The sequence below is a fragment of the Paenibacillus sp. GCM10023252 genome, assembly GCF_042653305.1.
GTDB lineage: Bacteria > Bacillota > Bacilli > Paenibacillales > Paenibacillaceae > Pristimantibacillus.
Genome location: NZ_JBHSHW010000030.1, coordinates 197971 through 221570 on the forward strand (window position 1 = coordinate 197971; position 23600 = coordinate 221570).

Here is a 23600-nt window from a genome sequence, read left to right on the forward strand (position 1 = left end):
TCGAATCTACTAACAGGAGACCAGTCACCATGCATCGCAAAAACTTCTACACCCTCCTAGGCACCCAGACGATGGCGAATGCCGCGGACATTATGTACATAACGGCTCTGGTTGCGTTAGTTCTATACCAGACCGATTCGGTCGTATCAGCGGTTCTTGTTCCTCTATTAAGAGTAGGCGCGCAGATGATAACCAGCTTCTTGGCACCGCTGCTGCTGGAGAGATTCCAGCTTCCCTACCTATTGTTCATGTCGCAGGCAGGTCAGGTCGCCCTATTCGGTGTGCTTGGTGTCTACTTGTGGACGCTTCCCACCGGCGAAGCGCCTCAGCTAGTGATCGTGCTCGGTCTCGTATTCGCGATGTCGCTGCTAGACGGATGGACTACGCCTGCGAGGAATGCGCTGGTGCCGAGAGTGGCAGGGCGTGATGAGCTGGTGAAGGCGAATACGCTCATCTCTATCAGCGACCGAATCGTTCAGTTCGCTGGCTGGGGAGTGAGCGGGCTGCTCCTTGCGCTGCTAGGCTCATCCACGATGCTGCTGCTCGCTGGCAGCTTCTATGTGTTATCTCTGGGCTTCACGCTGCTGCTGCACGATCCGCTTGAGCACAGCGGACATTACCTCCGGCATCCGAAGACGCAAGTAGGCATTGAGCAGGGAGCGGAGGCTGTGCACAAGCCAGCTGCTTCAGACTCCCCAGACGCTTCTTCGGTGTCCGCCGCTTCAGAGATACCAGCTGGCTCACCGGGCTCATCAGGCACGCCGGGTAACAGACTGCATCTGCTGCAGGAAGGCTTCAAGCGCATACGCTTGTCGCGCCGCCTAACAACACTCACATTCATGGATGTTGTCGATATGCTGGGAGGCTCCGTGTGGGTCGGAGCCTTCACCTTAGCTTATGTTCAGCAGGTGCTGCACCGGGGTGAGGAATGGTGGGGGTTTATTAATGGGGCTTATTTTGCCGGAACGCTGGCTGGGGGAATGTTGGTCCTTGCTTATATGGGCCGGATCCAGACGAGACTGTTCCCCGCTATGCTGCTAGGGATGGGGGCTTACGCCGTGCTTACAGCGTTATACGCCTTCAATGTATCCCCGGCTGTGGCGCTCATCATCATCATACTGACCGGCCCGGCAACCGAGCTGTCTGCGATCACGCGCCGGACGCTCGTCCAAGAGAGTGTGAGTGATGCAGAGCTTCCTAAGGTACTGTCCGCGCAGAACACGGTTCTGAATCTCGTCTTCTGTCTATCCCTGCTCCTGCTCGGCTGGGTTGCAGACCGGTTCGGCGTCGTGCCAGCCTATCTCGTTACAGCGGCGCTGTCGGGCAGTGCGGTGTTGTTCGGTTACATGCGTCGAGAGGCGTTTCGTCGCCCTGGACCTAGCCTTGAAGAATATTAGTAATCCATGATGTAGTGAGCTTTCTAAGGAGGGTGAAGATGTATGGTTCTAGAAGCGAAGGGCTATAATACCTCTGAGGGAGTGACCTTGGAGGTGATTGGGGGCAAGTGGAAGTGCTTCATTCTGTTCCACATGATGAATGGAAATGGCTAATATCTTATATCTGTTGATAGTTATATATTGATCATGCTATGATTATACTTAATTAAGGGAACGGTGCTGGTACACCGCTCCCAGCGCAGGTAGCCGCTTTTAAGGGCGGTGGCTTGGCAATATGGGCTAGAAGAGTAGACCGTCACCCCATCGACTAGGGCGGTCTACTTTTTGTTTAAGTAGGTGAGCAGAGCTAGGATGAACATTCCGAACAAGAACATCAGTTGGAGTGCATCCTTAATCTCGATCACAGGCATCACCTCCTCTCAGGAGGCAAGCCTACCGCCCTTACAGCCAATCTATCAACGCGTACACAAATTATATCAGAATTATGCTTGTGAATACTAGGTTTTTGTTATTGCCTATAGTCATCATTTTGCTCTATATGCTTACACTAGAACCTCTAACAATCAGCTTCGAAGGCAAGATGATGCGCCTCGTATCCTCTCTCTCTCCGGCAATACGGGCAACCAGCAGCTCAACCGCTATAGCTCCGAAGTCGTAAGACGGCTGGGCTGCCACCGTCAGGAACGGGTCGATGACGTAGTCGGAAGCCATATCGTCGAAGCAGACGACGGAGAAGTCGCCGGGTATGCTGAACCCCCGATCGCGAAGTGACCTCACAGCGGCAAGAGCAATCGTATTATTTGCTGCAAAAATCCCCGTAGGCCGATCCGTTCCCAGCTGAGCAATCTTATCCATCGCCTCGCTCGCATTCGACTCCTTGAAGCCAATCTCAGAGACCAGCTCTTCATCATAAGCGATCCCAGCCAGAATGAGCGCTTCCTTGTACCCCTCCAGCCGCTGACGCGCCGTTGAAGTATTCAATGATCCATTAAGGAACGCAATTCGTCGATGCCCGAGCTCCAACAGATGCTCCGTCAGCTTGCGAGCTCCTTCCTTGCTGTCTCCTAGAACCGTATCCGTCTCAATACCGGGAACGTCCCGGTCAATGAGCACGAAGGGAATGCGGTGCTGCTGCAGCTGCTGGAGCTGGCCTGCGGACTGATCGCCTACCGGCGCAATAATAACCCCATCGACTCTTGCGCCCCTCACGGCATGAATGTTGTCCTTCTCCTTGTCCGCATCCTCGTCGCTATTCGAGAACAGCAGCTGATACCCCAGTCGTCTAGCCGCATCTTCAGCCCCTCTGGCCATCGTCGTGTAGAAGGGATTCGTAATATCCGTGATGAGCAGCGAGAGCAGCTTCGTCTGCTGCAGCACCAGACTGCGGGCGGTCGAATTCGGCACGTACTGCATCTCCTGCATGATGGTCTGAACGCGCTTCCTCGTCTTGTCGCTAATTCGCCCCGTATGATTGATAACCCTGGAGACCGTCATCGCCGAACAGCCTGCCGCCTTCGCAATATCGTAGATTGTGACCATTCCTATCTCCTCATCTCCATCGCACAGATCACTGCCAACCTCTATAAGCCTTCATTGTATATAAAATAAAACCAACGAGCAACCTCAAAACTCCTCTTGTTGAGATATCGATATCTCTGCTCGACCTTCATTGTGATAAAGGAAAATTATGTTGTGATATTCAGTATGACCCCCTATAATGGGGTTATCGATAACTCTATTCTTGAATACGCTTACCACCTGACTGGAAATCATTCTATTCCACCTTACCAAGGAGAGCTGAGACATGACACTTGCACTAGAAGAATACAGATGGAAGCAAGCCTTCCCTAAGATTGGCATTCGCCCTACGATTGACGGCCGCCGCAAGGGCGTTCGTGAATCGCTCGAGGTGCAGACGATGAATATGGCCAGGTCCGTCGCTCATCTGCTTGGCGAGCATCTGCGTTACCCGAATGGCCAGCAAGTGGAGTTCGTCATCGCGGATACATGCATCGGCGGTGTCGCCGAGGCAGCCGCTGCAGCGGAGAAGTTCAAGAGGGAGGGCGTAGGCATCTCCATTACCGTCACGCCATGCTGGTGCTACGGCACGGAGACGATGGATATGGATCCGTCTGTCCCTAAGGCGGTATGGGGCTTCAACGGAACGGAGCGACCGGGTGCGGTCTATCTGGCAGCCGTACTGGCCGGCCATGCACAGAAGGGGCTTCCGGCGTTCGGCATCTACGGCAAGGATGTGCAGGACTCGGGGGATACGTCGATTCCAGAGGATGTGCAGGAGAAGCTGATTCGATTCGCCAGGGCGGGTCTAGCGGTTGCGCTCATTCGGGGCAAGTCTTACTTGTCCATCGGTTCGGTCTCCATGGGGATCGCCGGCTCCATCGTGAACGACGAGTTCTTCCAGGACTATCTAGGCATGCGTAATGAGTATGTGGATATGACGGAGCTCGTCCGCCGGTTGGAGGAGGAGATCTACGACAAGGAGGAGTTCGAGCGTGCGCTGGAGTGGGTGAAGGGGAACTGTCCAGAGGGCCCGGATAACAACCCTGCAGACATCCAGACTTCGCGTGAACGCAAGGATCAGGACTGGGAGACGGTGGTCAAGATGACACTGATGACGCGTGATCTCATGGTTGGGAACCCGCGTCTGGAGGAGCTCGGCTTCGGCGAAGAGGCGCTGGGCCATCAGGCTATTTTGTCCGGGTTCCAGGGGCAGCGGGCTTGGACGGATCATTTTCCCAACGGGGACTTCATGGAAGCTATCCTGAATACGTCGTTCGACTGGAACGGGCGCCGCGCTCCTTACTTGGTTGCTACGGAGAATGACGCGCTCAACGGTGTGGTGATGCTGTTAGGCAATCTGCTGACGAATACGGCGCAGATCTTCGCGGATGTGCGGACGTATTGGAGTCCGGATGCGGTGAAGCGGGTAACGGGACATACGCTGGAGGGGCATGCGGCGCAAGGCATTCTGCACTTGATTAATTCAGGCCCAGCAGCGCTGGATGGAACGGGAGAGCAGAGTCGTGACGGCAAGCCTGCGCTGAAGCCGCATTGGGAGATTACAGAGGAGGAAGTTCAGAAGTGTCTGGACGCGACCTCCTGGAGGCCGGCTTCGGTGGAGTACTTCCGCGGCGGAGGTTATTCGACGGACTTCCTGACACGGGGCGGTATGCCGGTCACGATGTCCCGTCTCAATCTGGTGAAGGGGCTTGGTCCGGTGCTGCAGATCGCGGAAGGGTATACGGTGGATCTGCCAGCGGATGTGCATGACACGTTGGATAAGCGCACGGACTCTACTTGGCCGACAACCTGGTTCGCGCCGACGCTGACGGGCAAGGGAGCATTCACGGATGTCTACTCTGTCATGGATAACTGGGGCTCGAACCACGGCTCCATCTCGTACGGCCATATTGGAGCAGACCTAATTACCCTTGCTTCCATGCTTCGCATTCCGGTAGCGATGCACAACGTGGCCGAGGAAGGCCTGTTCCGTCCGCGCGTGTGGAGCTCGTTCGGTACGGAGTCCGCCGAAGGAGCTGACTTCCGCGCATGCGCAGCCTTCGGCCCGCTGTACCGGTAGAGCAGCTAAGGCGACTTCGCGTGCGAGTGAGCGGCAGGAGAGCGCCGAAGCGGCGGGAAGGCGCGGTTCGCGAGCGGTTGGGTAGCGCGGGCTAGCGGCTGGTGTATACCAGCGGCACGCGCTGGCAGGGTTAGCTTGAGGCGGGCATTCCCGCCTTACAGTTATGGGGATATGCAGTCCCAGTAATTTGTATGTTTTAAATGCTAACACGGAAAATACGCGCTAAAGTACCCGCGAGCGGGGCAGCAGGAGGAGTTAAGACGGAAAATCCGTCTTAACGGGGGAAATGGGGGCCTGTTGGACGGCAAGAACGGACTTTAACATGGGAAATCCGTGCTAAAGCACCCGCGAGCGGGGCGGCAGGTGGAGTTAAGACGGAAAATCCGTCTTAACGGGGGAAATGGGGTCCTGTTGGACGGCAAGAACGGACTTTAACATGGGAAATCCGCGCTAAAGCACCCTCGAGCGGGGCAGCAGGAGGAGTTAAGACGGAAAATCCGTCTTAACGGGGATATTATGTGGCCCCTCACACGTAGCACGCTTCTGAACAATGGGAAAGAACAAAAGACAGGAGGATGATAAGCTATTATGCAACAAGCAGAGGTGAAGCTCAGGCTTGAGCTAACGAAGTATGCTCGTAAGATTGTAGACATGGGGTTAGTGGTGGGGCCGGGAGGCAACATCAGCGCGCGGCATGAGGACATCATGTACATCTCGCCAAGCGGCTTCGCATTCGAGGATATTGAGCCGGACCAGTGGGTTCCCGTATCCATCTCAACAGGTGACATCTTAGACAACACGCACCGGCCTTCATCCGAGGTGCTCATGCACCTGTATGGCTACCGGGTGAACGAGGCTGTTACCGCGATGGTCCACACGCACCCTGCTCATTGTATTGCGTTCACCCTGGTGGAGCAGCACCTGCCGATGATGTTCCCGGACCAAGCAGCGCTGGTTGGTGAGATTGGATTCGTCGACTATGTGGTACCAACCACTCATGTGCTGGCAGATGCCGTTGCAGCGAAGATCACTGCTCACAACTCGCTGCTCCTCGGTAATCATGGTCTTGTCACTGTTGGCAAAAACCTCCGCGAAGCGTTCTACCGTACGCAAGTGGTGGAGGAGAGTGCGAAGATCTACCTGCTTGCCAAGAGCGTTGGTACTCCGAAGCTGCTTACTGTGGATGAGTACAAGGAGATTCAGGGACTAGAGAGTGAAGCGTATCGCGTGAACCTGCTTCAGCAATTATAGAGCCCGCACCACACCAGAGGACAGTCCCGCTAGCAGAGGGGGCTGTCCTCTGTTCCATAAATAAATCGTTGACAGAGGCAAGCAGCTACCTTATTATTCTGACTAAACATACTATAATACTATAGTTTATATTCTTGTTGACCGTATCGACGGAAACAAATTGAACACGGCTAATGGCCGGTGTTTGGTATGTTTCCGTTTTTTTTTTTCATACAAAGCAAACTAAATCAACAAGACAGTGGGGGAGAACAACATGAAGAACACGATTAAGTACAGAACTAAGAGCAAGGTGCTGGTTACAGCTCTGACGGTAGCGGTAGCTGTCCTCTTAGGAGCATGCGGTGCCAACGATACGGCTAACAACGGCGCTAATGGTGCAGGCAAGACGAAAGATGCATCCCCTAGCCCTCAGACGGAGCAGACGCCGTCGAAGGCAATTACGGTTAAGATCGGCACGGTCCCTGCCTTATCTCCTCAGAATGTAGCGAAGGACAAAGGGTTCGTGGAGGAAGAATTCGCGAAGCTGGGGGCCAAGGCAGAGTGGACGGCATTCCAGACGGGACCAGAGATATTCGAAGCCATTGCGGGGAACCATCTGGACTTCGGTCAGACGGGTAACATTCCTGTACTCAGTGCTCAAGTGAATAAGGTGCCGTTCAAGCAGATCTCAGTCTCAGGAGATGGCAAGACGAACAACAATATTATTGTGCCGAAGGGCAGCGAAGCGAAGTCGATTAGCGATCTCAAGGGGAAGAAGATTGCCGTTGCCAAGGGGAGCGTGCCGTACAACGTCCTAGTTCGAGCAATCGAAGTGGCGGGGCTCAAAATCACCGACTTCACAATCGTTCAGGTGCTTCCTGCTGAAGCACGACCTGCCTTCGAGGCTGGCCAAGTGGACGCCTGGGCGATATGGGAGCCATTCGTATCCACGCAGGTGATTAAGAATGGTGCTCGTGTCCTCGTCAGCGGAGAAGATCTGGGCCTTATTAATCCTAACTTCAACGTCGTGCACAGCGAATTCGCCGAGGAGCATCCGGAGCTCGTCACCGCTTATCTGAAGGCGCTTGAGCGTGCAAGAATCTGGCAGGAGGAGAACCAGGAGGAGACCGTTCAGATCTATGTCAAGCAGATGAAGCTGGACGAGGAAGTGCTTAAGGCCGTCGTTGCCAAGATCAAGCCGCTCAATTCACTCATTACGGATGAGATTATTGAGGCTCAGAGGAACACGGCAGCTAAGCTTCATGAGCTCGGCGTGTTGAAGGAGCTGGTCGATCCTGCTCAAGCAGCCGACAACCGCTACTTGGAGGAAGCTCTTAAGAAGTAAGGAATCGGTGACTGCTGCTACAAGAGTTATGCATCTAGAGAGGATGGAAGCGGATTGAGAGAGAACAAGCGCTACATGCGCCTTGGCGCATTCGTCATGGGTGCGGGGCAGCACTTCGCTGGATGGCGCCATCCAGAGGCAGAGGCCTCCAGCACGGAACAGCTTGCGTACTACAAGAGACTGGCTCAGACAGCCGAGAGAGGGAAGTTCGATCTGCTCTTCCTGGCTGATGTGCTGGCAGTGGGCGCGAGTGACGTGGCATACAATGCACACAATCTGCGGCCGGACCCGCTTATGCTGTTGTCCGCACTGTCAGCGGTCACTGAACGCATCGGATTAGCCGCTACGGTAAGCACAACCTATAATGATCCCTTCCATGTCGCTCGGAAGTTCGCTACATTGGACCATCTTAGCGGTGGGAGAGCGGCCTGGAACGTTGTGACCTCGAACAATGGCGATGAAGCCTTCAACTTCAGCAAGACAGAGCATCTCCAGCATGGCTTAAGATATGAACGGTGCCGGGATTTTGTCGAAGTCGTGAAGGGATTATGGGACAGCTGGGAGGATGGCGCGGTCCTTGCTGATGCTGCTACCGGAATTTATGCGGACTCGGCGAAGGTTCATGAGCTGAGGCATGATACGAAGCATTATCAAGTGAGAGGACCTCTGAATGTATCTCGGCCCCCTCAAGGGCATCCTGTTATTATTCAAGCTGGCTCCTCCGAGGCTGGCAAGAGGCTGGCCGCAGAGACGGCGGAGGTTATCTTCACAGCTTGGCAGACCCTCCAGCAAGCACAAGCCTTCTACCAAGAAGTGAAGGGATTAGTGGCGGAGTATGGCAGATCTCCAGATGAGCTGGCGATTATGCCCGGCGTATTCCCGATTATAGGAAGAACGGAGCAGGAGGCTGAGGAGAAGGCAGAGCAGCTCAAGAAGCTTATTCAGCCCGAAGCGGGAGTGGCGCTGCTCTCCTTCCTCATCAGCTTCGACTTGTCTCCCTACCCGGTCGACGGTCCGCTTCCTGAACTTCCGGACTTAGCAGAGGTTAATGGCACGAAGAGCCGATTCCAGCTGCTGAAGGAGCTCGCTGAGCGGGAGAGCTTAACGATACGCGGGTTATACGAGCGGGTGGCAGGAGGCCGGGGGCATCGCCAGATTATGGGGACTCCTGCTCAGATTGCTGATCAACTGGAAGAGTGGTACCGCGAGGGAGGAGCTGATGGCTTCAATATTATGCCTCCGTACCTGCCAGGCGGCTTAGAGGAGTTCGTTGACTTGGTTATTCCAGAGCTTCAGCAACGCGGGCTTGTCCGCATGCAATATGAGGGAGCTACATTGCGTCATCACCTCGGTCTGAAGAGACCGTCGAATCGATTCGCTAGGTGAATGGGTTGAGATTATAGCTGACATTTTACTACGAATAGTTATATGCTATATAATCGTAATTGAGACTGAACATAAGTGTCAGGTACTTATATGAGAAAAGTGGAGGGATTCAAAGATGAGTCTAGAAGTGAAGCAATCTGATGTGTTCAACGTCATTGCAGAACGTCATGCTGTCAAGGAATATCAACCGGGTCTGACCTTGCCGAAGGAACACCTGGAGCAAATTCTTCAAGCAGGCGCAGATGCACCTTCTTCATGGAATCTGCAGCATTGGAAATTCCTCGTCATTGAGGATCAAGCCTATAAAGATAAGCTTCTTCCGATCGCTTACGGTCAGAAGCAGATCGCTGAGAGCTCTGTAACGATTGCCGTACTAGGCGACCTGGAGGCGAACCGCAACGTAGAAGCGGTGTTCGGACCTGCAGTTGCAGGCGGCTTCCTGAAGCAAGAAGTGAAGGATGCGCTGGCTTCCCAGATCGAAGGTGCTTACCAGTACCCGCAAGTCGCTCGTGACGAAGCGATCCGCAACGGCTCCCTGGCTTCCATGAACATTATGCTGGCAGCTAAGGCGCTTGGCTACGACACTTGCCCGATGGGCGGCTTCGACAGCGCGCGCTTCGTTCAAGAGTTCAATGTGCCTGAGCGTTATGTACCGGTCATGCTGATTACGGTAGGAACAGCGGCTAAGCCTGCACGCGGCAGCGGCAGACTTCCGTTAGATCAACTAACGGTGTCGAATACATTTTAATCGACAGATAAGGACGTAAGCAATATAAGGAGGAGCCTCAAGTCGCTGACTTGGGGCTTTTTCATATTCTGAGCGGGGACCAGGGCGAGCCAGCTGTGGAGGCTGCAGCGCCACAAGCTGGCGCTAATGTGCAGGGCGAACCAGCTGGGTAGGCTGCAGCGCCAAGAATGTGGCGCTAATGCTCCCAACTAGCCTTGGCCGGAGTACCCATAGCAGTGACACTGGACGACAACATTCCTCGGCATATGCAGGTGTCAATCATGAGTCTGTAATCACAGCTTGACGTGGGGTAGGCATCACGGACTAAGGCTTTGTTTATAATTATGGTAATATTTACTTATTTATGTTAACGGAATCCATACTTGGAAGGTGAATCAGCTCTCCGAGGCGAATTGAATGGATGCTGCGATGGTTAAGTGAACGGCAGCAATACCAATTCTTATTGGAGGGAAATTCATGAATAACGGCAAGACCGTCTTCCTGCTTAAGAGTGATGCCCAAGGTGCCTATGATGGCTCGGTGCAAGGAATCTCAATTGTTCAATCGGTAGGAACGAAGCTGCTGGAGAGAGAGACGGGGTTCCAGCTGGAGAGAGGCTTCATCGAACTGGAGAATAATAAGGAGCTGCAGCAGCTGCAGGCGTTCACGATTGAAGCTGCGGTACAGCCTAGCAGTGTGGGGACCGACCGCCAGAATATTGTGGAGGGACAGACTCCTTCCCTAGCGCTGTTCATTGAGAAGGACGGCCGAGTGGTTGGGTCCGTGCATACGGCAGCGGGCTGGGTGGGAATAGACAGCGGAAGTACTCTTGTTAAGGCGAACCAGCTCGTGCACATTCGCTGGGTGCGCGAGGGGTCTGGCCAGTCTACCTTGGAGCTGGACGGCCAAGCCGTCAGCACGAAGATTGTTGCTGGCCCTATTGTGAATACTGGCAACCTGGGGCTGAAGATAGGAGCCTGGATTGACGGCAAGCGATTCCCCTTCCAGGGACGAATCTCCCAGCTTCAGATTCAGAGTGGTGCCGTGAACAGCCAATCGATCCTGAAGAAGCAGCAGGATGAGATTAGAATCGCTCAATCTGTGAAGGTGGCAACCGGCATTCAGAATGTGAAGGTGAATCTCATTCCGGATGCCAGCCGTGCCAGACTTCAGCCAATTAAGGACATTATGAATGCAGCAGGAGTAGACAAGCTGTCTGATCTGGACACGCTGAAGATTGTGAACAAGACGGTGATTACCCCAGGGAAGATTATTGTTGCACCTCGCCGCAGCGCATCCCCGGGAATTAACTGGGGACTTATTGCCAAGGAGCTGGCAACCTCTGTGAACGCAGGAGTGAAGCGTGAGAAGCTCGCCCAATATCTGGTCAACCGGAACAGCACCGTGACGCTGAAGAAGTTCCAGACCGTCACTGCATCCACGACGGCAACACCGCGCAGACCTGAGATTGGGGTTAATCGGCCTGTATCCAGACCTCAGATTAACTTAAGCTCCATCTCATCATCCGCTCCCCTGCGCCGAGAGGTAAGGCCGAACGTAGCTAGTCTGTTCACGTCGCCAAGTGCTGGTGTCCGCGGAGGAATATCTCTGAATGACGGAGGCATATTCGGCAAGCTGGAAGCCAATATCCCTCGCCACTGGCCTGGCACAGCAGGTGAAGGAGTTCATCTGTACACCTTGAAGTCTATTCCTATTCATAGCGCAGTACTCATTGCTAATACCCTTGACTTGACGAATACGGAGCTTGTCATTGAACCGAATGTAACGACCTTCTACATCATTGCTGAGAAGGTCATCTGCGGTGACAATGCGAAGATTACTTGGCGGCGTCCAGGCGGGACTACTCCTGCTCGTCCAGACAATCCGGATCTGAATGGCCGAGGGTGGTCTGGTGTGCATACGAAGCCGGATTCACGCGATGGATTGAATGGGGAGGACGGACGCGGCGGCGAGCCGGGCATTGATGGATCTAAGGGAGCCACTGCGCCGAACTTGGAGCTGTGGGTCAGAGATATGAGCGCCGTGCCGAATATTGATCTCAACGGGGAAGAAGGACGTAAGGGCGGCAGAGGCCAGCGAGGCGGACGCGGCGGTGACGGAGCGAATGGTCATACCGGCGAGCGGATCTGGTTCTTCGGCTGGCATTGCAGCGCAGACCCTGGAGACGGAGGAGAGGGTGGAGACGGAGGAGACGGCGGTCGCGGCGGCAGAGGCGGCAACGGAGGGACAAGTGGCAACATTACGATCGGAGTCCTTGACGGGACGCTGGAGTCGACCGTAACGAGCCGTGCCTTCAAGTTGAAAAACCAAGGAGGCACTCGTGGCCGCGGAGGAGACGGCGGCGCCGGAGGCTTCGGAGGAAACGGCGGAAGAAGTGGAGTTGGAGAGACCTGCAAGGATGCGCGCGACGGCCGCGCGGGCGCCCAAGGCCAGCCGGGACGGCAAGGCAATGATGGTGCTTACGAGGGCATCGACGGAAGCATTCAGTTCTATGAATTTTCCGAGGATGCTTGGGAAGCCTTACTGACACGTCCCTGGCTGTCGGAGATTACGCCTGCTCAAGGTGCGCCTGGCGATAAGATTACACTCCGCGGCAGTCAATTCACCTCAAGTGATCGTGTCGTGTTCGGCGGAGCGGTGCTGGTACCTGCTGCGAATGCGGATGAGAGCTTATCGATCTCCATTCCTGCAGACAGCGATGGGGGAGACAAGACGGTCTATGTCCGCCGAGATGATGGAACGGAGAGCAACCGGTTGACGGTCCGTGTGAAGCCGCAGCTTGACGCCTTCACTGCGGCTATCGTGCCGGGAGCCTCTGTTGTACTGACAGGCAAGGCCTTCCTCCCTGGAGCATCCGTCTTAATTAATGGGGCAGCGAACCCTGCGGCGGTAGAGAACCGTAATCGCCTGTCCTTCTCGGTGCCTGGAACAGGAGGGGGAGGAAGCAGCGGGGGATTCGCGAACCTGCAGGTGCGCAATCCGGACGGTCTAGTGAGCAACATGCGAACGGTTAGCACAGCAAGTGTGTTGGAGATTCCCTTCAAGTTCGGCACGCATGATCTTCCTTTCGAGAACTTCAGCGACGGCATCCCAAGCTGGGGAACCTACCAAGATACCTTCGGTGCAGCTGAGATCTGGCATGAACTGCTCGACCCTGTCTTCGGACATCCTGTGCTCACATCCGCATATTACTTCTTCTACGAGCACTTCCTGAAGGGTGAGGACAACGGCGGGCTTGCTACCGGATTCTGTACGTCAATGGCCAGTCTCGTCGCGGATAACCTGTGGCAAGGCCGTAATGATACGCACACGTTGACGAAGGCCGCACTTCACAAGCAATTCACGGCCATTCATGGCAAGCTGCTCAGCCGCGAGACGTTGATTCACTTCCATGATCAAGGACGTGAAGGCGTTCTGCGCGTGGAGAAGACCTACCGTGAGATTGAAGCTACCTTCCTGCGAGGGGTCGATCGGAACAATGCACCTCTGCTGTTCTTCATCCCGTCAGGGGCTGTGTGGGACAGTGGATATGTAGACAAGCTAGGGTCCTCCCACTGCGTTATGCCTTATCGGTTCGTCTATCCTCCTGGTCATCCGGGGCCGCAGCTCACACCGGACGGCACGAGCACGATTACGGATCTCAATGGCGTCGAGATGTTCGTATGGGATTGCAATAACCCGAGCTCAGCGGATTGCAAGCTTCGCTTCACCCGTGTGGGTGGAGTTATTCAATACGAGTTCTTCTCGAACTCGGCGACACCGACCTTCCGCAGCCAAGATGGCATTACGCTCGGCATGATGACGAACGGCCAATATCTGCTCGCGGATCATGACCTGCCGTTCAGCGGCCATCTGGGTCTAACAAGGTTCGTCATTGACTTCCTGCTGTCGCCAGCGGACCTGCAGATTACAGATGAGGAAGGACGGAGCACAGGCCGCTTCGGCAGCCAGATTAAGTCGGAGATCCCGGGCAGTCTGCCGTGCTACTTGATGAAGGGAGCCTATCTGCTGCCGGAGAATGAAGCGCTAACCCGCAAGATCGTCGGTACCGGAAGCGGAACGTATACGTATAATTCCATCCTGCCTAACGGGCTCTCTATCGTTATTGAGGGAGTATCTACTGCAGCAGGGCAACAGGACGTGTTAACGACGAATGCCGATTATACCCAGCTTCGCTTCACACCAGGCGCGGATAAAAATGTGACAATGACGCTGGCTCGTCAAGTCGATGATGAGGTGCGGGCCATAGCAATTGCCGGAATCGGCGGAGGTCCTGCGGCGGATGTAGATATTACGATATCTCCAGAGCTGTCTCTCGTTCGAGTGGGCAACCGCAGCGGAGCGAAGAGTATCGAGGTGAAGGCGTTCACCGTTGATAAGCTGACGAACCAGCCGCTGAATAAGGGAATCTCCGGAGTAAACCTTGCGACGAAGCATGATTTGCTCGTTGCGGTACCGGACTGGAAGCAGCTGGACGTGAACGTGCAGACGATAAGCTTCGAGTAGAGTAGGTGGAATGGCACCAGTGCGCGGATAGATACCAAGGTGGACTGAGATGAGTGAACAGGCGGTCTCTAATATGGAGGCCGCCTGTTTTTATGTGCGGAAGATGGAGCGGACTGAGAGGCGTATCACTGTAACGCGGATTATCCGTGTTAAGCCAGTTGGAGTGGAGGCCGGAGGAGGGTTTAACGCGGATTGTCCTCGTTAAGTGCTTAGCATGTTATGTCGATTGGATGCTGCAGTGTCCGGAGGAGGCTCGAATACGTGCTAGCCTCCCGCAGCGCGGCCTGTCATTCACAGGAAGTGACTGCCCATATAGAGAGCAACTCCCCAGATGATGCAGGCAGACACCTTGTTCATTCTCGCGAGGAAGATGCCGGCGGCATAGCGCTTACCGACTTGACGTCCTGCGAAGGCAAGGCCGAAGAACCATACCCAAGAGACGAATACAAGGGTGAGTGTGTAGATCCACTTCTCAGAGCCGTCGTAGCTTAGCGAATTGGTGCCGATTACCCCCACTGTATCCAGTATGGCATGCGGATTAAGCAGAGAGATGGATGCGGTGAACAGCACTTGCCTGCGAGGATCAGCAGAATGGCTCTCTTCTCCAGTGCTCGGCTTACTCTTCCATAGCACCCACCCCATGTACAGCAGGAACAAGCAGCCAGCTCCATAGAGAATAGATTGCAGCCATGTGAAGTTCAGCACAACGAGGGACAGCCCCATTACGGCGAATAATATGAGGACGGTATCGCAGAGTGAAGCGGTCAATATGACCGGGAGCGCTCTCCGGTAGGAGGGCTGAGTGGCGCCTGTGTTGAATACGAACACATTCTGTACCCCTAGCGGCAGGATGAGGCCGAAGCCAAGTATGAGTCCATGAATAATGATAAGCAGCATAAGATGATTTCTCCCAACTTGATGTCAGATACTCCTATTATTATAGTCGATATGGCGGCCCTGTCTCCCTCCTAATGACTGTCCTCCCACCCAACCGAATGCTATATACTATAGTTGAACAGCAAGGGGAAGGGGCAGAAGCAAGCGCAGCGGGAGGTCGAGACGGATGCGAGGGAAGGATGTCCTGCGGGTGAATGGTTGAGCGATTCTGAACGCACAGTTATTCAAGAGTTGTGAAGGTTAACAGCGCATATAATGAGAACAACATTATGAATGCTATTAAGAACAACGACAGCACCAAGGACACGATGGCCGGCTTGCTCTTATGCAATCTCCTTACAGAGATTGTGCTGGTGACAGTGCTTACGATAAGTAGAAGTATAGATATATTACTATTCACAACAATAAAAAGAACACTTAAAGCTATCAAAATATAAGATATTCTCAGTAAACTTATCATAGTCGCCTCCTTAAATGAGCCCCTATTATATCATACTAGTTAGAGATGGACTCCATCTGACAAGTCCCTCTCTAGTTAGTGCATGTGCTGCTTCTTACTCTGAATCTCCAACAGTCGGCTCTTCTGATCCTTCAGCTTCATATCTGTTAGCCGACCTTCCTTGTAAGTCATGTAGCGGATTAGCTCTCCAGCTCCGAACTCAATGATCCACTGACCTCCTTCTTGGAAAAGATAGCTCCGAGTCACACTAGTCTCTCGGTCGACACCGTATAAAAGTGCAGCACTCTCATCCAATACGGCATACTCGAAATAATCCCGCTCAGCATTCCAACGATGCAGCTCCACATACGGAGGCACGGAATCTACAAGATTCCCGACTAATTCCTCCCGTCCATCTCCATCCAGATCAATCTGTGCTACCTGATGGTCCTGGAAGTCGAACAGCTCATAGCGATATGTCTGCGCATTGTACTTCACTAGATGTATATGGTTCGGCTCAGAGGCAAGCGATCCTGTTACTTGAACTTCACCATCTCCCGTCCAATCAGAGCTCTGCACATCTACCTTATCAATCCCCTCACTGCCTACCACTCCAATAGGATAGAGCAGCTTACCGTCTTGCAGGTACGCATGAATAACATTCTTCTTCTCCAGCTCGGCATACAGTCTCAAGTTCAGCGGCCGCTGAACAGCGGTCAGCTTCACAGGGACGGTCTTCTCCAGGATCTTAGCCGCTTCGGCCACTGCTGGCTTCATCGCTGTCAATTCTGCCTTCAATCCAGGGTGAAAAACAACCTCAACCGCTTGCCTAGCCGAGCTGTCCTCTTGCGATGATGGATGGTCAAGCTCGCTGATGAGCCAAGGCCCAGCCAAGGCAAGGATTAGAACGGTCAGACTCGCCGCGACAAGCGGCCATCGTCTCATTCGCCTGTGGCGACCCAACTGAAGCTCCTGATCTAACTGTGCAGCACGCCTACGAATCTGGTCGGCCAGCCTATCCGAGAAGTGCCGCTGCTTGAGCGGATCGGTGCGTAGAGATGGCTCCCAGGGAGCTCGTTCATTGGCCATGCAAGGTCGCCTCCTTCGCTAATTGAGCACTTATTCTCGCTCTCGCTCGCCACAATCTCGACTTCACCGTTCCTACGGACAGGCCGAGAATGGCCGCAATCTCCTTCACTTCCAGCTGGTGCCTCGCGTAGAGCAGCATTACCTCTCTGAACTTCACAGGAAGCTTGAATACAGCCGCCCACACTTCGTTAGCCGCTTCTTGCTCCAGGTAGAGCTGCTCCGCGGAGGGACCGCTATCCTTGGACTGGAAGGTGGTTGTTAGTATCATTCTTCTCCACACAGCCGACCTTAAGTAGTTGTAGCTGATATTCCTCGTAATCCTGAGCAGCCATGTCTTAGCCGACGATTCCCCTCGGAAGGAAGCCGCATGACGATATGCCTGCAGGAACACATCCTGAGCAATGTCATCTGACAGCTCCCTGCGCTTCGTAATCATATAGGCGTAGTTCCACACGTCTTGCCCATAATAGCTCATCAACCTATCCAGCGATAGCGAATCGAGCTGCCTCAAGTGCTTGATGTAATCGTCTGCCAACCTCAATCACCTCTATACTTATACTGACACATGAGCAGCCCGTGAGGTTCCACAACTGTGAAAAAAATGAAAAAAACAAACTGGCTAACGCCTCTCTATTACGTTAGACTAGCAGAAAAACGTAGCTAAGGGTGATGGAAGTGACCTCTGAGTTGGACAGGCAAGTACGGCTAATCTGCGAGAGCTACAACAAGCTGCTAGGGAGAAGGCTGCTGGACGAACAAGGAGAGCATCTCTCCTTGTCGCAGCAGCTTGACCAATCCGCTATCATTGTGCTGTCGCACGGAACGGAAGCGGACCCCATCCTCAATTATGGCAATCAAGCTGCGCTTGCGTTGTGGGAGATGGGTTGGAGCGAGTTCACACGTATGCCTTCCCGGCAGACAGCTGAACCTATGATTCAGGAGGAACGGGACAGGTTCATGCAGCAGGTAGCGGAGCAGGGATATGTGGAAGGGTACACCGGCATCCGCATCTCGGCCAGCGGACGCAGGTTCCGAATTATGGACGCTGTTGTCTGGAACTTGACGGACGAGCAGGGAGCGTACTGCGGGCAAGCCGCTGCATTCGAACAATGGGAGGATGTAGAGTAAATGTTGCACAGCAGGAATGGATAGTTGGAGCCAATCGAGAGGTTACCGAGGCGGTTCTTGTGATATAATGGCAAGTGAGGTGATATTCATGTTATACGAATTGGAGACCGATGAGCGATTCGAGCTGTGGGATGGTGAGAAGCAGTTGATGACACCTAGCGGAACAGATCATGAGTATATTCTATCTAATCTTAATGCATTGTTGCATTCGTTCGTGAAGGCCAATAATATAGGCAAAATATATGCAAACAATACGGCTCTCTACCTTCATGGAGATGTGACCTGCCGAGACTATCGGTTAGGGGATCTATCCATCGTTCATAGAGACCGTCTGGATATTGTGCAAGCTAGAGGCATCTATGGTCCGCCCGATCTCGTGGTCGAGATTGTATCGCCTGGCAAGAAGAATGCGGAGCGTGATCTCGTTGAGAAGTACGCGATATATGAGCGTTATGGCGTGCAAGAATACTGGATCGTCACCCCATACCTAGAGGAGATTAAGCTGTATTCCTTGCAAGATGGCAAGTATAGCCTGATACCATCATCTCAAGTTCTCCAAGGCATAGAGCTTAACCACGAGGATATCTTCGAGTGAAAAAAATACAAAGCCGCTGTTCGAGAACCTTCGAGCAGCGGCTTTTTCACACCTAGAGGCCTTAGTCCAGCGAAGCCAGCTTAATCTCCACCCGGTCGATAGCTACGGTGTTCATATAGTTCTTGCCCCAAGCGTACATGGAGTCGAGGATTGGCATGAGGCTCTCTCCGAGCTCGGTCAGCGAGTACTCCACCTTCGGCGGAACGACAGGGTACACCTCGCGATGCACGATGAGATCCTCCTCCAGCTCACGAAGCTGGCTGACCAGCATTCGCTGTGTAATGTCCGGAATGAGCGACTTCAGCTCGCCGAACCGCTTCGTACCGCTCTTGCCGAGATGCCACAGGATAAGCATCTTCCACTTGCCCCCGATGACCGAGAGCGTCAGCTCCTTCTCGCAATTGAACGTCCTCACATTCTGTTCTTCCATTCCCATCACCTCTACCCCCTATTATAGCTGACAGTATACTTTGAGACACTAGGTAAGATCAAAGTGCGTACTACCCACATCCGCCATCCAGCGCTATACTAACCCCAGTGCAAGAGGAGCTTGCACTTATCTCAACCACTCATTCTAACTTAGGAGGAATTATAATAATGGAATTGCAACTGGCACTGGATCTAGTAGACATTAAGGGCGCGAAGCAAGTAGTGAAGGAAGTAGAAGCTTACATCGATATCGTGGAGATCGGCACACCTGTCGTCATCAATGAGGGGCTGCACGCGGTAAGAGCAATTAAGGAAGCGTTCCCCAACCTTCAAGTACTAGCCGATCTGAAAATCATGGACGCCGGAGGCTACGAAATCATGAAGGCATCCGAAGCGGGTGCTGATATCATTACGGTGCTTGGCGCGACGGACGATTCCACAATTAAGGGTGCGGTGGAGGAAGCTCGCAAGCAGGGCAAGCGCATCCTCGTTGACATGATTAACGTGAAGGACATTGAGACTCGCGCGGCACAGATCGATGCGCTGGGCGTGGATTATATCTGCGTACACACAGGCTATGACCTACAGGCCGAGGGCCGCAACTCCTTCGAAGAGCTGCAGACGATTAAGCGCGTTGTGAAGAATGCCAAGACAGCTGTAGCCGGCGGCATCAAGCTAAGCACGCTGCCAGAGGTCATCAAGGCTCAGCCTGACCTCGTCATCGTAGGCGGCGGAATTACGGGTCAAGACGACAAGCAAGCCGTCGCTGCCCAGATGCAGAAGCTGATCAAGGGCGCTTAAGGACAAGCCGCCGATGAATAAAACAGGAACGCTATCGTATGCGGAGCAAGTGGCGCAGGAGCTGTCTCGTACAGCCGCTGGCATATCGGCAGCTGAGCTGGAGGAGCTGGCTGAGCGCATTGCGGGTGCTGGGCGGATTTTCGTAGCGGGGGCTGGACGATCAGGTCTCGTCGCCAAGGCGTTCGCGATGCGGCTCATGCAGCTGGGGCTCGACAGCCATATTGTAGGAGATACCGTCACGCCAAGCGCCGGTCCAGAGGACTTGCTCTTGATCGGGTCCGGCTCGGGCGAGACGAAGGGGCTTATCTCCATTGCGGAGAAGGCTGCCAAGCTCGGCACCGCTGTCGCTGCGGTAACGACCGCTCCTCAGTCCACGATTGGCAAGCTAGCGAGCGTAGTTGTCACTCTTCCTGGTGCTTCCAAGGAGCAGGGAGAGGGCAGCTACCGGACGATTCAGCCGATGGGCACGCTGTATGAGCAGACGCTGCTTGTGTTCTACGATGCGGTCGTGCTGCAGTTAATGGATAAGCTGGCGATGACGACCGAGGCGATGCTGGAGCGTCATGCTAATCTCGAGTAGCAGGTTATTAGGTGGAGAAGAAGCCATCCCCAGGAGCGGAACGCTCGTACAAGGGATGGCTTCTTCATGCGTTGCTATTATTATTGGAGGAACGAGGAGAGGAGGAGGAGGGCGGTCATCAGCAGCATGAACCCGATGAAGCAGTACCCGAACACCCGCAGCGGCTTAGGCAGCTGCTCCCATATTACCCGCCTAGGCGGTCCGCCACCCTCAATATTCTGCATCGCTCTCAACTGCTCATCAACATAATGGTCATTAATTCCGTGTACCACCTGCTCCGACGGCTGCGTCTCATGCATATCTTCCTGACGGCTCAATCGTAACTCCTCCCTCAACTTCCAGATTCTTGTATAAGTAGTATAACGCGATTGGGACGGAATAGTTGCTTTTGTATTTGTCCTTTCCTAAGGTACGACGGTACGGTCGATACCCCTCTTTTTCTCCTTTTGGTCACTTGTTATTTAGATCTCAAGTGAACTCGAAGCTCTGCAGTGAGATAGCCAATTAAGAAAGTGACAATTACGACTATTTGTAATAAAGTAGTGTCCTTTTTGCTTAAGCCTAGCGCGATGAACTGATCGGAGAGCCACAGGGAACTGATCAAATAAACAATGAAAAATACGTAAAATGGAATCAGGTCAATAAATTTTTTTCTCATATATGAACGTTCCTCCTATATCATTCAGCCGTATATTTAACTTACTGGAGGGTTCTGAGACTTGTATTGAACTTCAACATATTGTCAATAAAGTGCCTGGCCTACGAAGTACAGCCCGCCGAACAGACTGCCTCCTATAATCATGGAACATACAATAGCGGTAATAGACTCCTTCATGTACAAGATCCTCTCCTGGTAGTAGATTACTAGCTTTGGATGTGCTTCCAATCTATGTAACGCATCAAGATGTAGATAGTTGCGACGCTCTGGCTAAAAAATAAATAAGCAGCGCATCCTCATGAGGGGTGCGCTGCTTCGTTGGTGGTGCTTATAAGTGGGCTTCCTGCACATGCTCATCATGCGAGCGTGCTCTCCTTGCAGTCGAGACAGGGGTAGAGGACGACCTTGGGGTCGCACACCTTAGGACCGAATAGACCCAGGAAGCGGCGGCGTCCCGCGCAATCGTGAACGATATATTCCCCTCGGCGCTCGCGTTCCACTTGTTCATATTGACGGTACTGATGCAGCTTTTCTGCAATGTAATCATTCATAACCATCTCTTCATCCTCCTTGGCCGCCTTGGTTGCGGCTCATTTCTTATCTTCATTATGCAGTCGTGAATAGGGGATAAAAAGAGTATAATCTCCAGTAAAGAGTTCCCCTTTTTTACAATCGGGCAGCAGGAGGAGGTACACATAGATGCAATCCTATGAACGATACTTGGAGCTACATACGAGGTTCGCAAGAGCTGAAGAGCCAGGCATCGCGGCTGAGGTGTCGCTTGACGAATTATCCTCGGTGCTGCATTGTACGCAGCGCAATGTGAAGCTTATTATTCGAAGGCTGGAAGAGGAAGGACTTATACACTGGCAAGCTGGCAGAGGCAGAGGCAATCGGTCGCAGCTCACCTTCTTAATGGATCGGGAGAAGCTGCTGCTCGAACTGTCCGAACAGCTCGCTACGAAGGGTGAGTACAAGAACGCCTTCGAGCTGCTGCAGGCGTACGGCGAAGGGACGTCGTCACGAACGCGGTTCGTGGAGTGGCTGAACGGACACTTCGGCTACCGTTCGGTGCTTCATCATGACAGCCAGTCTGATATGCTTCGTCTTCCCGTGTACCGCCCGATCCTTACACTTGACCCAGGCGAGCTGTATTATGCGTTCAGCGCGCACCTTGTCAAGCAGCTGTTCGACGGCTTAGTCCAATATGACCAGGTGAAGCAGGAAGTGGTATCTGGTCTCGCTCACGCTTGGGAACAGGAGGAGGACGGCAAGGTGTGGACCTTCCATCTTCGGAAGGGTATCTTGTTCCACCACGGCCGAGAGCTTGTGGCTGAGGATGTCGTCTACTCTCTGGAGCGCCTGCGCGCGAGTAAGGCATCCAGCTGGTTCGTTCGGACGCTGGATCATGCAGAGGCGATCGGTCGACGGACGGTGAAGCTGACCTTGAATCGCTCCAACTGGCTGCTGCCCCGGTTCCTATGCGCGCCAGGTATGGTAATCGTCCCGCATGATCTTGTGGAGGGCGACCCAGAGTTCTGGAAGCATCCAGTGGGGACTGGGCCGTTCCGGCTGGCAGAATGGACGGAAGACCGCTTCACCCTTGAAGCGAATTCCACCTATTATCAGGGCAGAGCCCATCTGGATGGCGTGGTCATTGTGACGATGCCCGCAGATACATCCTTCTACTCCAAGAGCTGGCAGCAGCTGCTGTATGATCATGATCCGAGCGAGAGTGAGCCGGTTCAGGATTGGCAGGTCAAGGAAGACTTGTGCAATGGCTGCAGTCTGCTTACTTGGAATATGGGGAAGCAAGGACCGCAGCAATCGGCTGCTTTACGCAAGGCGTTCGATCTGCTGGTCGATCGGACCCGGTTGATTGAGATGCTGGGGGAGGATCGGAAGTATCCTGCGCGGGGTTTTCAACCTGTGGGGTTAGAGCTGCTGGAGCAACGGATTCATCCTCAGCCTGAAGCGGCCGCGGTACTGCTTAAGGAGGCGGGCTATGCAGGGGAGACGATTCGAATAGGCACCTACGGGCTGCACGAGCATGATGCCAGATGGCTGCAGGGGGAGCTGGCCTCCTACGGAGTTGCCATTGAAGTGGTAGCGAAGACATGGGAATCGATTCGTCAGCCGGAAGTGCTCGGAAGTGTGGATGCTCTGCTGTATTGCGTCGTATTCGCCGAGGATGAGGTCTGTATGATTGAGACGTATGAGCAGACAGGCAACTTCCTGAAGGAGCTGCTAAGTCCGGAATTGCTTGGCTGGGTGAGGGGGAAGATTGACGAGGTGCTGGGAAGCAAGAGTAACGAAGAGCGGTGGAAGCATCTGCGCGACATCGAGAGCAAGCTTCGGGAGGAGACCCATGTCATCTTCCTCGTGCACAAGAAGGTTGACACGTTCTATCATCCTTCCATTAAGGGTGTTGGCGTGAATTCGCTCGGCTGGATTGACTTCCGGGAAGTGTGGATGGCTTAAGAGCGGTTGTTGTCTGCAAAAAATAAACCTTGACCATCCGCTTGAAATGCGGTAATTTGGTCTACAATTATAGCATATCGAGCGTTGACCAAGGAGCTCGTGCGCATCAGCTGTCTAGAGAGGGGACCCCCGGCTGCAAGGTCTCCCGGCCCTGGCGTACGATTCCTGCCTTGCAAGCTTGAACCGGGTTAAGCCGTTATCCGCTTGAGAGATGAGGTTGATGCGCAGCCAGTGCTGCGTGCGGCTTCGTCTAATTAGGGTGGTACCACGACGCATTCGTCCCTGACGGA

General features: G+C 53.7%; 20 protein-coding genes and 1 pseudogene. 13 read left to right on the forward strand and 8 right to left on the reverse strand.

Annotation, left to right across the window (positions count from 1 at the left end):
- Nucleotides 1-29 precede the first annotated feature (29 nt).
- Complete coding sequence (locus ACFO9Q_RS18755; RefSeq protein ID WP_379184924.1) at nucleotides 30-1397, forward strand: MFS transporter; 1368 nt, start codon at nucleotides 30-32, stop codon at nucleotides 1395-1397.
- 42 nt (nucleotides 1398-1439) lie between these two features.
- Nucleotides 1440-1541, forward strand: a pseudogene (locus ACFO9Q_RS18760) (transcriptional regulator); the annotation flags it as partial.
- A gap of 173 nt (nucleotides 1542-1714) precedes the next feature.
- On the opposite strand, the gene ACFO9Q_RS18765 reads toward ACFO9Q_RS18760, so the two are convergent.
- The gene (locus ACFO9Q_RS18765) at nucleotides 1715-1807 is read right to left on the reverse strand and encodes a putative holin-like toxin (RefSeq protein ID WP_379184926.1); all 93 of its coding nucleotides are present in this window, start codon (nucleotides 1805-1807) and stop codon (nucleotides 1715-1717) included.
- 124 nt (nucleotides 1808-1931) lie between these two features.
- On the reverse strand, nucleotides 1932-2936 hold the full coding sequence (locus tag ACFO9Q_RS18770) for a LacI family DNA-binding transcriptional regulator (protein ID WP_379184928.1): 1005 nt from the start codon (nucleotides 2934-2936) through the stop codon (nucleotides 1932-1934).
- 265 nt (nucleotides 2937-3201) lie between these two features.
- Between ACFO9Q_RS18770 and ACFO9Q_RS18775 the strand changes: the two genes are divergently transcribed.
- The 6 genes from ACFO9Q_RS18775 (at nucleotide 3202) to ACFO9Q_RS18800 (ending at nucleotide 14213) form a co-directional block, all read left to right on the forward strand.
- Nucleotides 3202-4998 carry an L-fucose isomerase gene (locus tag ACFO9Q_RS18775; protein WP_379184930.1) on the forward strand — a complete coding sequence of 599 codons (1797 nt, stop codon included), beginning with the start codon at nucleotides 3202-3204 and terminating at the stop codon, nucleotides 4996-4998.
- Between the two features lie 588 nt (nucleotides 4999-5586).
- On the forward strand, nucleotides 5587-6249 hold the full coding sequence (locus ACFO9Q_RS18780) for a class II aldolase/adducin family protein (RefSeq protein ID WP_379184932.1): 663 nt from the start codon (nucleotides 5587-5589) through the stop codon (nucleotides 6247-6249).
- Nucleotides 6250-6502: 253 nt separating this feature from the next.
- Entirely contained in the window at nucleotides 6503-7573 is a 1071-nt protein-coding gene (locus ACFO9Q_RS18785) for an aliphatic sulfonate ABC transporter substrate-binding protein (RefSeq protein ID WP_379184934.1), read from the forward strand.
- Nucleotides 7574-7648: 75 nt separating this feature from the next.
- Nucleotides 7649-8959: an LLM class flavin-dependent oxidoreductase gene (locus tag ACFO9Q_RS18790; protein ID WP_379185021.1), complete on the forward strand. Its 1311-nt coding sequence runs from the start codon at nucleotides 7649-7651 to the stop codon at nucleotides 8957-8959.
- A 115-nt stretch (nucleotides 8960-9074) separates the two neighbouring features.
- Nucleotides 9075-9707, forward strand: coding sequence for a nitroreductase family protein (locus ACFO9Q_RS18795; protein ID WP_379184936.1), 633 nt, complete (start codon nucleotides 9075-9077; stop codon nucleotides 9705-9707).
- Between the two features lie 456 nt (nucleotides 9708-10163).
- Nucleotides 10164-14213, forward strand: coding sequence for a LamG-like jellyroll fold domain-containing protein (locus tag ACFO9Q_RS18800; RefSeq protein ID WP_379184938.1), 4050 nt, complete (start codon nucleotides 10164-10166; stop codon nucleotides 14211-14213).
- A 291-nt stretch (nucleotides 14214-14504) separates the two neighbouring features.
- Here ACFO9Q_RS18800 and ACFO9Q_RS18805 read toward each other — a convergent pair whose 3' ends face one another.
- The 3 genes from ACFO9Q_RS18805 to ACFO9Q_RS18815 form a co-directional block, all read right to left on the reverse strand.
- Nucleotides 14505-15110, reverse strand: a complete 606-nt coding sequence (locus tag ACFO9Q_RS18805; protein ID WP_379184940.1) for a LysE/ArgO family amino acid transporter — start codon at nucleotides 15108-15110, stop codon at nucleotides 14505-14507.
- A gap of 535 nt (nucleotides 15111-15645) precedes the next feature.
- Nucleotides 15646-16638: a hypothetical protein gene (locus tag ACFO9Q_RS18810; protein WP_379184942.1), complete on the reverse strand. Its 993-nt coding sequence runs from the start codon at nucleotides 16636-16638 to the stop codon at nucleotides 15646-15648.
- Nucleotides 16628-17173 carry an RNA polymerase sigma factor gene (locus tag ACFO9Q_RS18815; RefSeq protein WP_379184944.1) on the reverse strand — a complete coding sequence of 182 codons (546 nt, stop codon included), beginning with the start codon at nucleotides 17171-17173 and terminating at the stop codon, nucleotides 16628-16630. Before ACFO9Q_RS18815 ends, ACFO9Q_RS18810 begins: the two co-directional genes overlap by 11 nt.
- Nucleotides 17174-17325: 152 nt before the next feature.
- Here ACFO9Q_RS18815 and ACFO9Q_RS18820 point away from each other — a divergent pair, with 152 nt between their 5' ends.
- Together ACFO9Q_RS18820 and ACFO9Q_RS18825 are read left to right on the forward strand one after the other, a co-directional pair.
- Entirely contained in the window at nucleotides 17326-17766 is a 441-nt protein-coding gene (locus ACFO9Q_RS18820; RefSeq protein WP_379184946.1) for an MEKHLA domain-containing protein, read from the forward strand.
- A gap of 88 nt (nucleotides 17767-17854) precedes the next feature.
- Nucleotides 17855-18361, forward strand: a complete 507-nt coding sequence (locus ACFO9Q_RS18825; RefSeq protein ID WP_379184948.1) for a Uma2 family endonuclease — start codon at nucleotides 17855-17857, stop codon at nucleotides 18359-18361.
- A 61-nt stretch (nucleotides 18362-18422) separates the two neighbouring features.
- On the opposite strand, the gene ACFO9Q_RS18830 is transcribed toward ACFO9Q_RS18825, so the two are convergent.
- Entirely contained in the window at nucleotides 18423-18791 is a 369-nt protein-coding gene (locus tag ACFO9Q_RS18830) for a winged helix-turn-helix transcriptional regulator (protein WP_379185023.1), read from the reverse strand.
- A gap of 167 nt (nucleotides 18792-18958) precedes the next feature.
- On the opposite strand from ACFO9Q_RS18830, the gene hxlA reads away from it, so the two are divergent.
- Together hxlA and hxlB are read left to right on the forward strand one after the other, a co-directional pair.
- Nucleotides 18959-19591: a 3-hexulose-6-phosphate synthase gene (hxlA, locus tag ACFO9Q_RS18835; RefSeq protein WP_379184950.1), complete on the forward strand. Its 633-nt coding sequence runs from the start codon at nucleotides 18959-18961 to the stop codon at nucleotides 19589-19591.
- A 13-nt stretch (nucleotides 19592-19604) separates the two neighbouring features.
- A complete protein-coding gene (gene hxlB / locus ACFO9Q_RS18840) occupies nucleotides 19605-20171 on the forward strand; it encodes a 6-phospho-3-hexuloisomerase (protein ID WP_379184952.1) in 567 nt (188 codons plus the stop codon).
- An 80-nt stretch (nucleotides 20172-20251) separates the two neighbouring features.
- Here the strand turns inward: hxlB and ACFO9Q_RS18845 are convergent, their stop codons facing one another.
- Nucleotides 20252-20488, reverse strand: a complete 237-nt coding sequence (locus ACFO9Q_RS18845) for a hypothetical protein (RefSeq protein WP_379184954.1) — start codon at nucleotides 20486-20488, stop codon at nucleotides 20252-20254.
- 697 nt (nucleotides 20489-21185) lie between these two features.
- Complete coding sequence (locus ACFO9Q_RS18850) at nucleotides 21186-21386, reverse strand: hypothetical protein (protein WP_379184956.1); 201 nt, start codon at nucleotides 21384-21386, stop codon at nucleotides 21186-21188.
- Between the two features lie 142 nt (nucleotides 21387-21528).
- Here ACFO9Q_RS18850 and ACFO9Q_RS18855 point away from each other — a divergent pair, with 142 nt between their 5' ends.
- Complete coding sequence (locus ACFO9Q_RS18855; RefSeq protein WP_379184958.1) at nucleotides 21529-23310, forward strand: ABC transporter substrate-binding protein; 1782 nt, start codon at nucleotides 21529-21531, stop codon at nucleotides 23308-23310.
- Nucleotides 23311-23600: the final 290 nt, after the last annotated feature.

What these genes read in the sequence shown, in the direction of transcription:
- ACFO9Q_RS18755 (WP_379184924.1), top strand. Translation starts at nt 30, where the DNA reads ATGCATCGCAAAAACTTCTACACCCTCCTAGGCACCCAGACGATGGCG.
- ACFO9Q_RS18765 (WP_379184926.1), bottom strand. Translation starts at nt 1,807, where the DNA reads ATGCCTGTGATCGAGATTAAGGATGCACTCCAACTGATGTTCTTGTTC.
- ACFO9Q_RS18770 (WP_379184928.1), bottom strand. Translation starts at nt 2,936, where the DNA reads ATGGTCACAATCTACGATATTGCGAAGGCGGCAGGCTGTTCGGCGATG.
- ACFO9Q_RS18775 (WP_379184930.1), top strand. Translation starts at nt 3,202, where the DNA reads ATGACACTTGCACTAGAAGAATACAGATGGAAGCAAGCCTTCCCTAAG.
- ACFO9Q_RS18780 (WP_379184932.1), top strand. Translation starts at nt 5,587, where the DNA reads ATGCAACAAGCAGAGGTGAAGCTCAGGCTTGAGCTAACGAAGTATGCT.
- ACFO9Q_RS18785 (WP_379184934.1), top strand. Translation starts at nt 6,503, where the DNA reads ATGAAGAACACGATTAAGTACAGAACTAAGAGCAAGGTGCTGGTTACA.
- ACFO9Q_RS18790 (WP_379185021.1), top strand. Translation starts at nt 7,649, where the DNA reads ATGCGCCTTGGCGCATTCGTCATGGGTGCGGGGCAGCACTTCGCTGGA.
- ACFO9Q_RS18795 (WP_379184936.1), top strand. Translation starts at nt 9,075, where the DNA reads ATGAGTCTAGAAGTGAAGCAATCTGATGTGTTCAACGTCATTGCAGAA.
- ACFO9Q_RS18800 (WP_379184938.1), top strand. Translation starts at nt 10,164, where the DNA reads ATGAATAACGGCAAGACCGTCTTCCTGCTTAAGAGTGATGCCCAAGGT.
- ACFO9Q_RS18805 (WP_379184940.1), bottom strand. Translation starts at nt 15,110, where the DNA reads ATGCTGCTTATCATTATTCATGGACTCATACTTGGCTTCGGCCTCATC.
- ACFO9Q_RS18810 (WP_379184942.1), bottom strand. Translation starts at nt 16,638, where the DNA reads ATGGCCAATGAACGAGCTCCCTGGGAGCCATCTCTACGCACCGATCCG.
- ACFO9Q_RS18825 (WP_379184948.1), top strand. Translation starts at nt 17,855, where the DNA reads ATGTTATACGAATTGGAGACCGATGAGCGATTCGAGCTGTGGGATGGT.
- ACFO9Q_RS18830 (WP_379185023.1), bottom strand. Translation starts at nt 18,791, where the DNA reads ATGGAAGAACAGAATGTGAGGACGTTCAATTGCGAGAAGGAGCTGACG.
- hxlA (WP_379184950.1), top strand. Translation starts at nt 18,959, where the DNA reads ATGGAATTGCAACTGGCACTGGATCTAGTAGACATTAAGGGCGCGAAG.
- hxlB (WP_379184952.1), top strand. Translation starts at nt 19,605, where the DNA reads ATGAATAAAACAGGAACGCTATCGTATGCGGAGCAAGTGGCGCAGGAG.
- ACFO9Q_RS18850 (WP_379184956.1), bottom strand. Translation starts at nt 21,386, where the DNA reads ATGGTTATGAATGATTACATTGCAGAAAAGCTGCATCAGTACCGTCAA.
- ACFO9Q_RS18855 (WP_379184958.1), top strand. Translation starts at nt 21,529, where the DNA reads ATGCAATCCTATGAACGATACTTGGAGCTACATACGAGGTTCGCAAGA.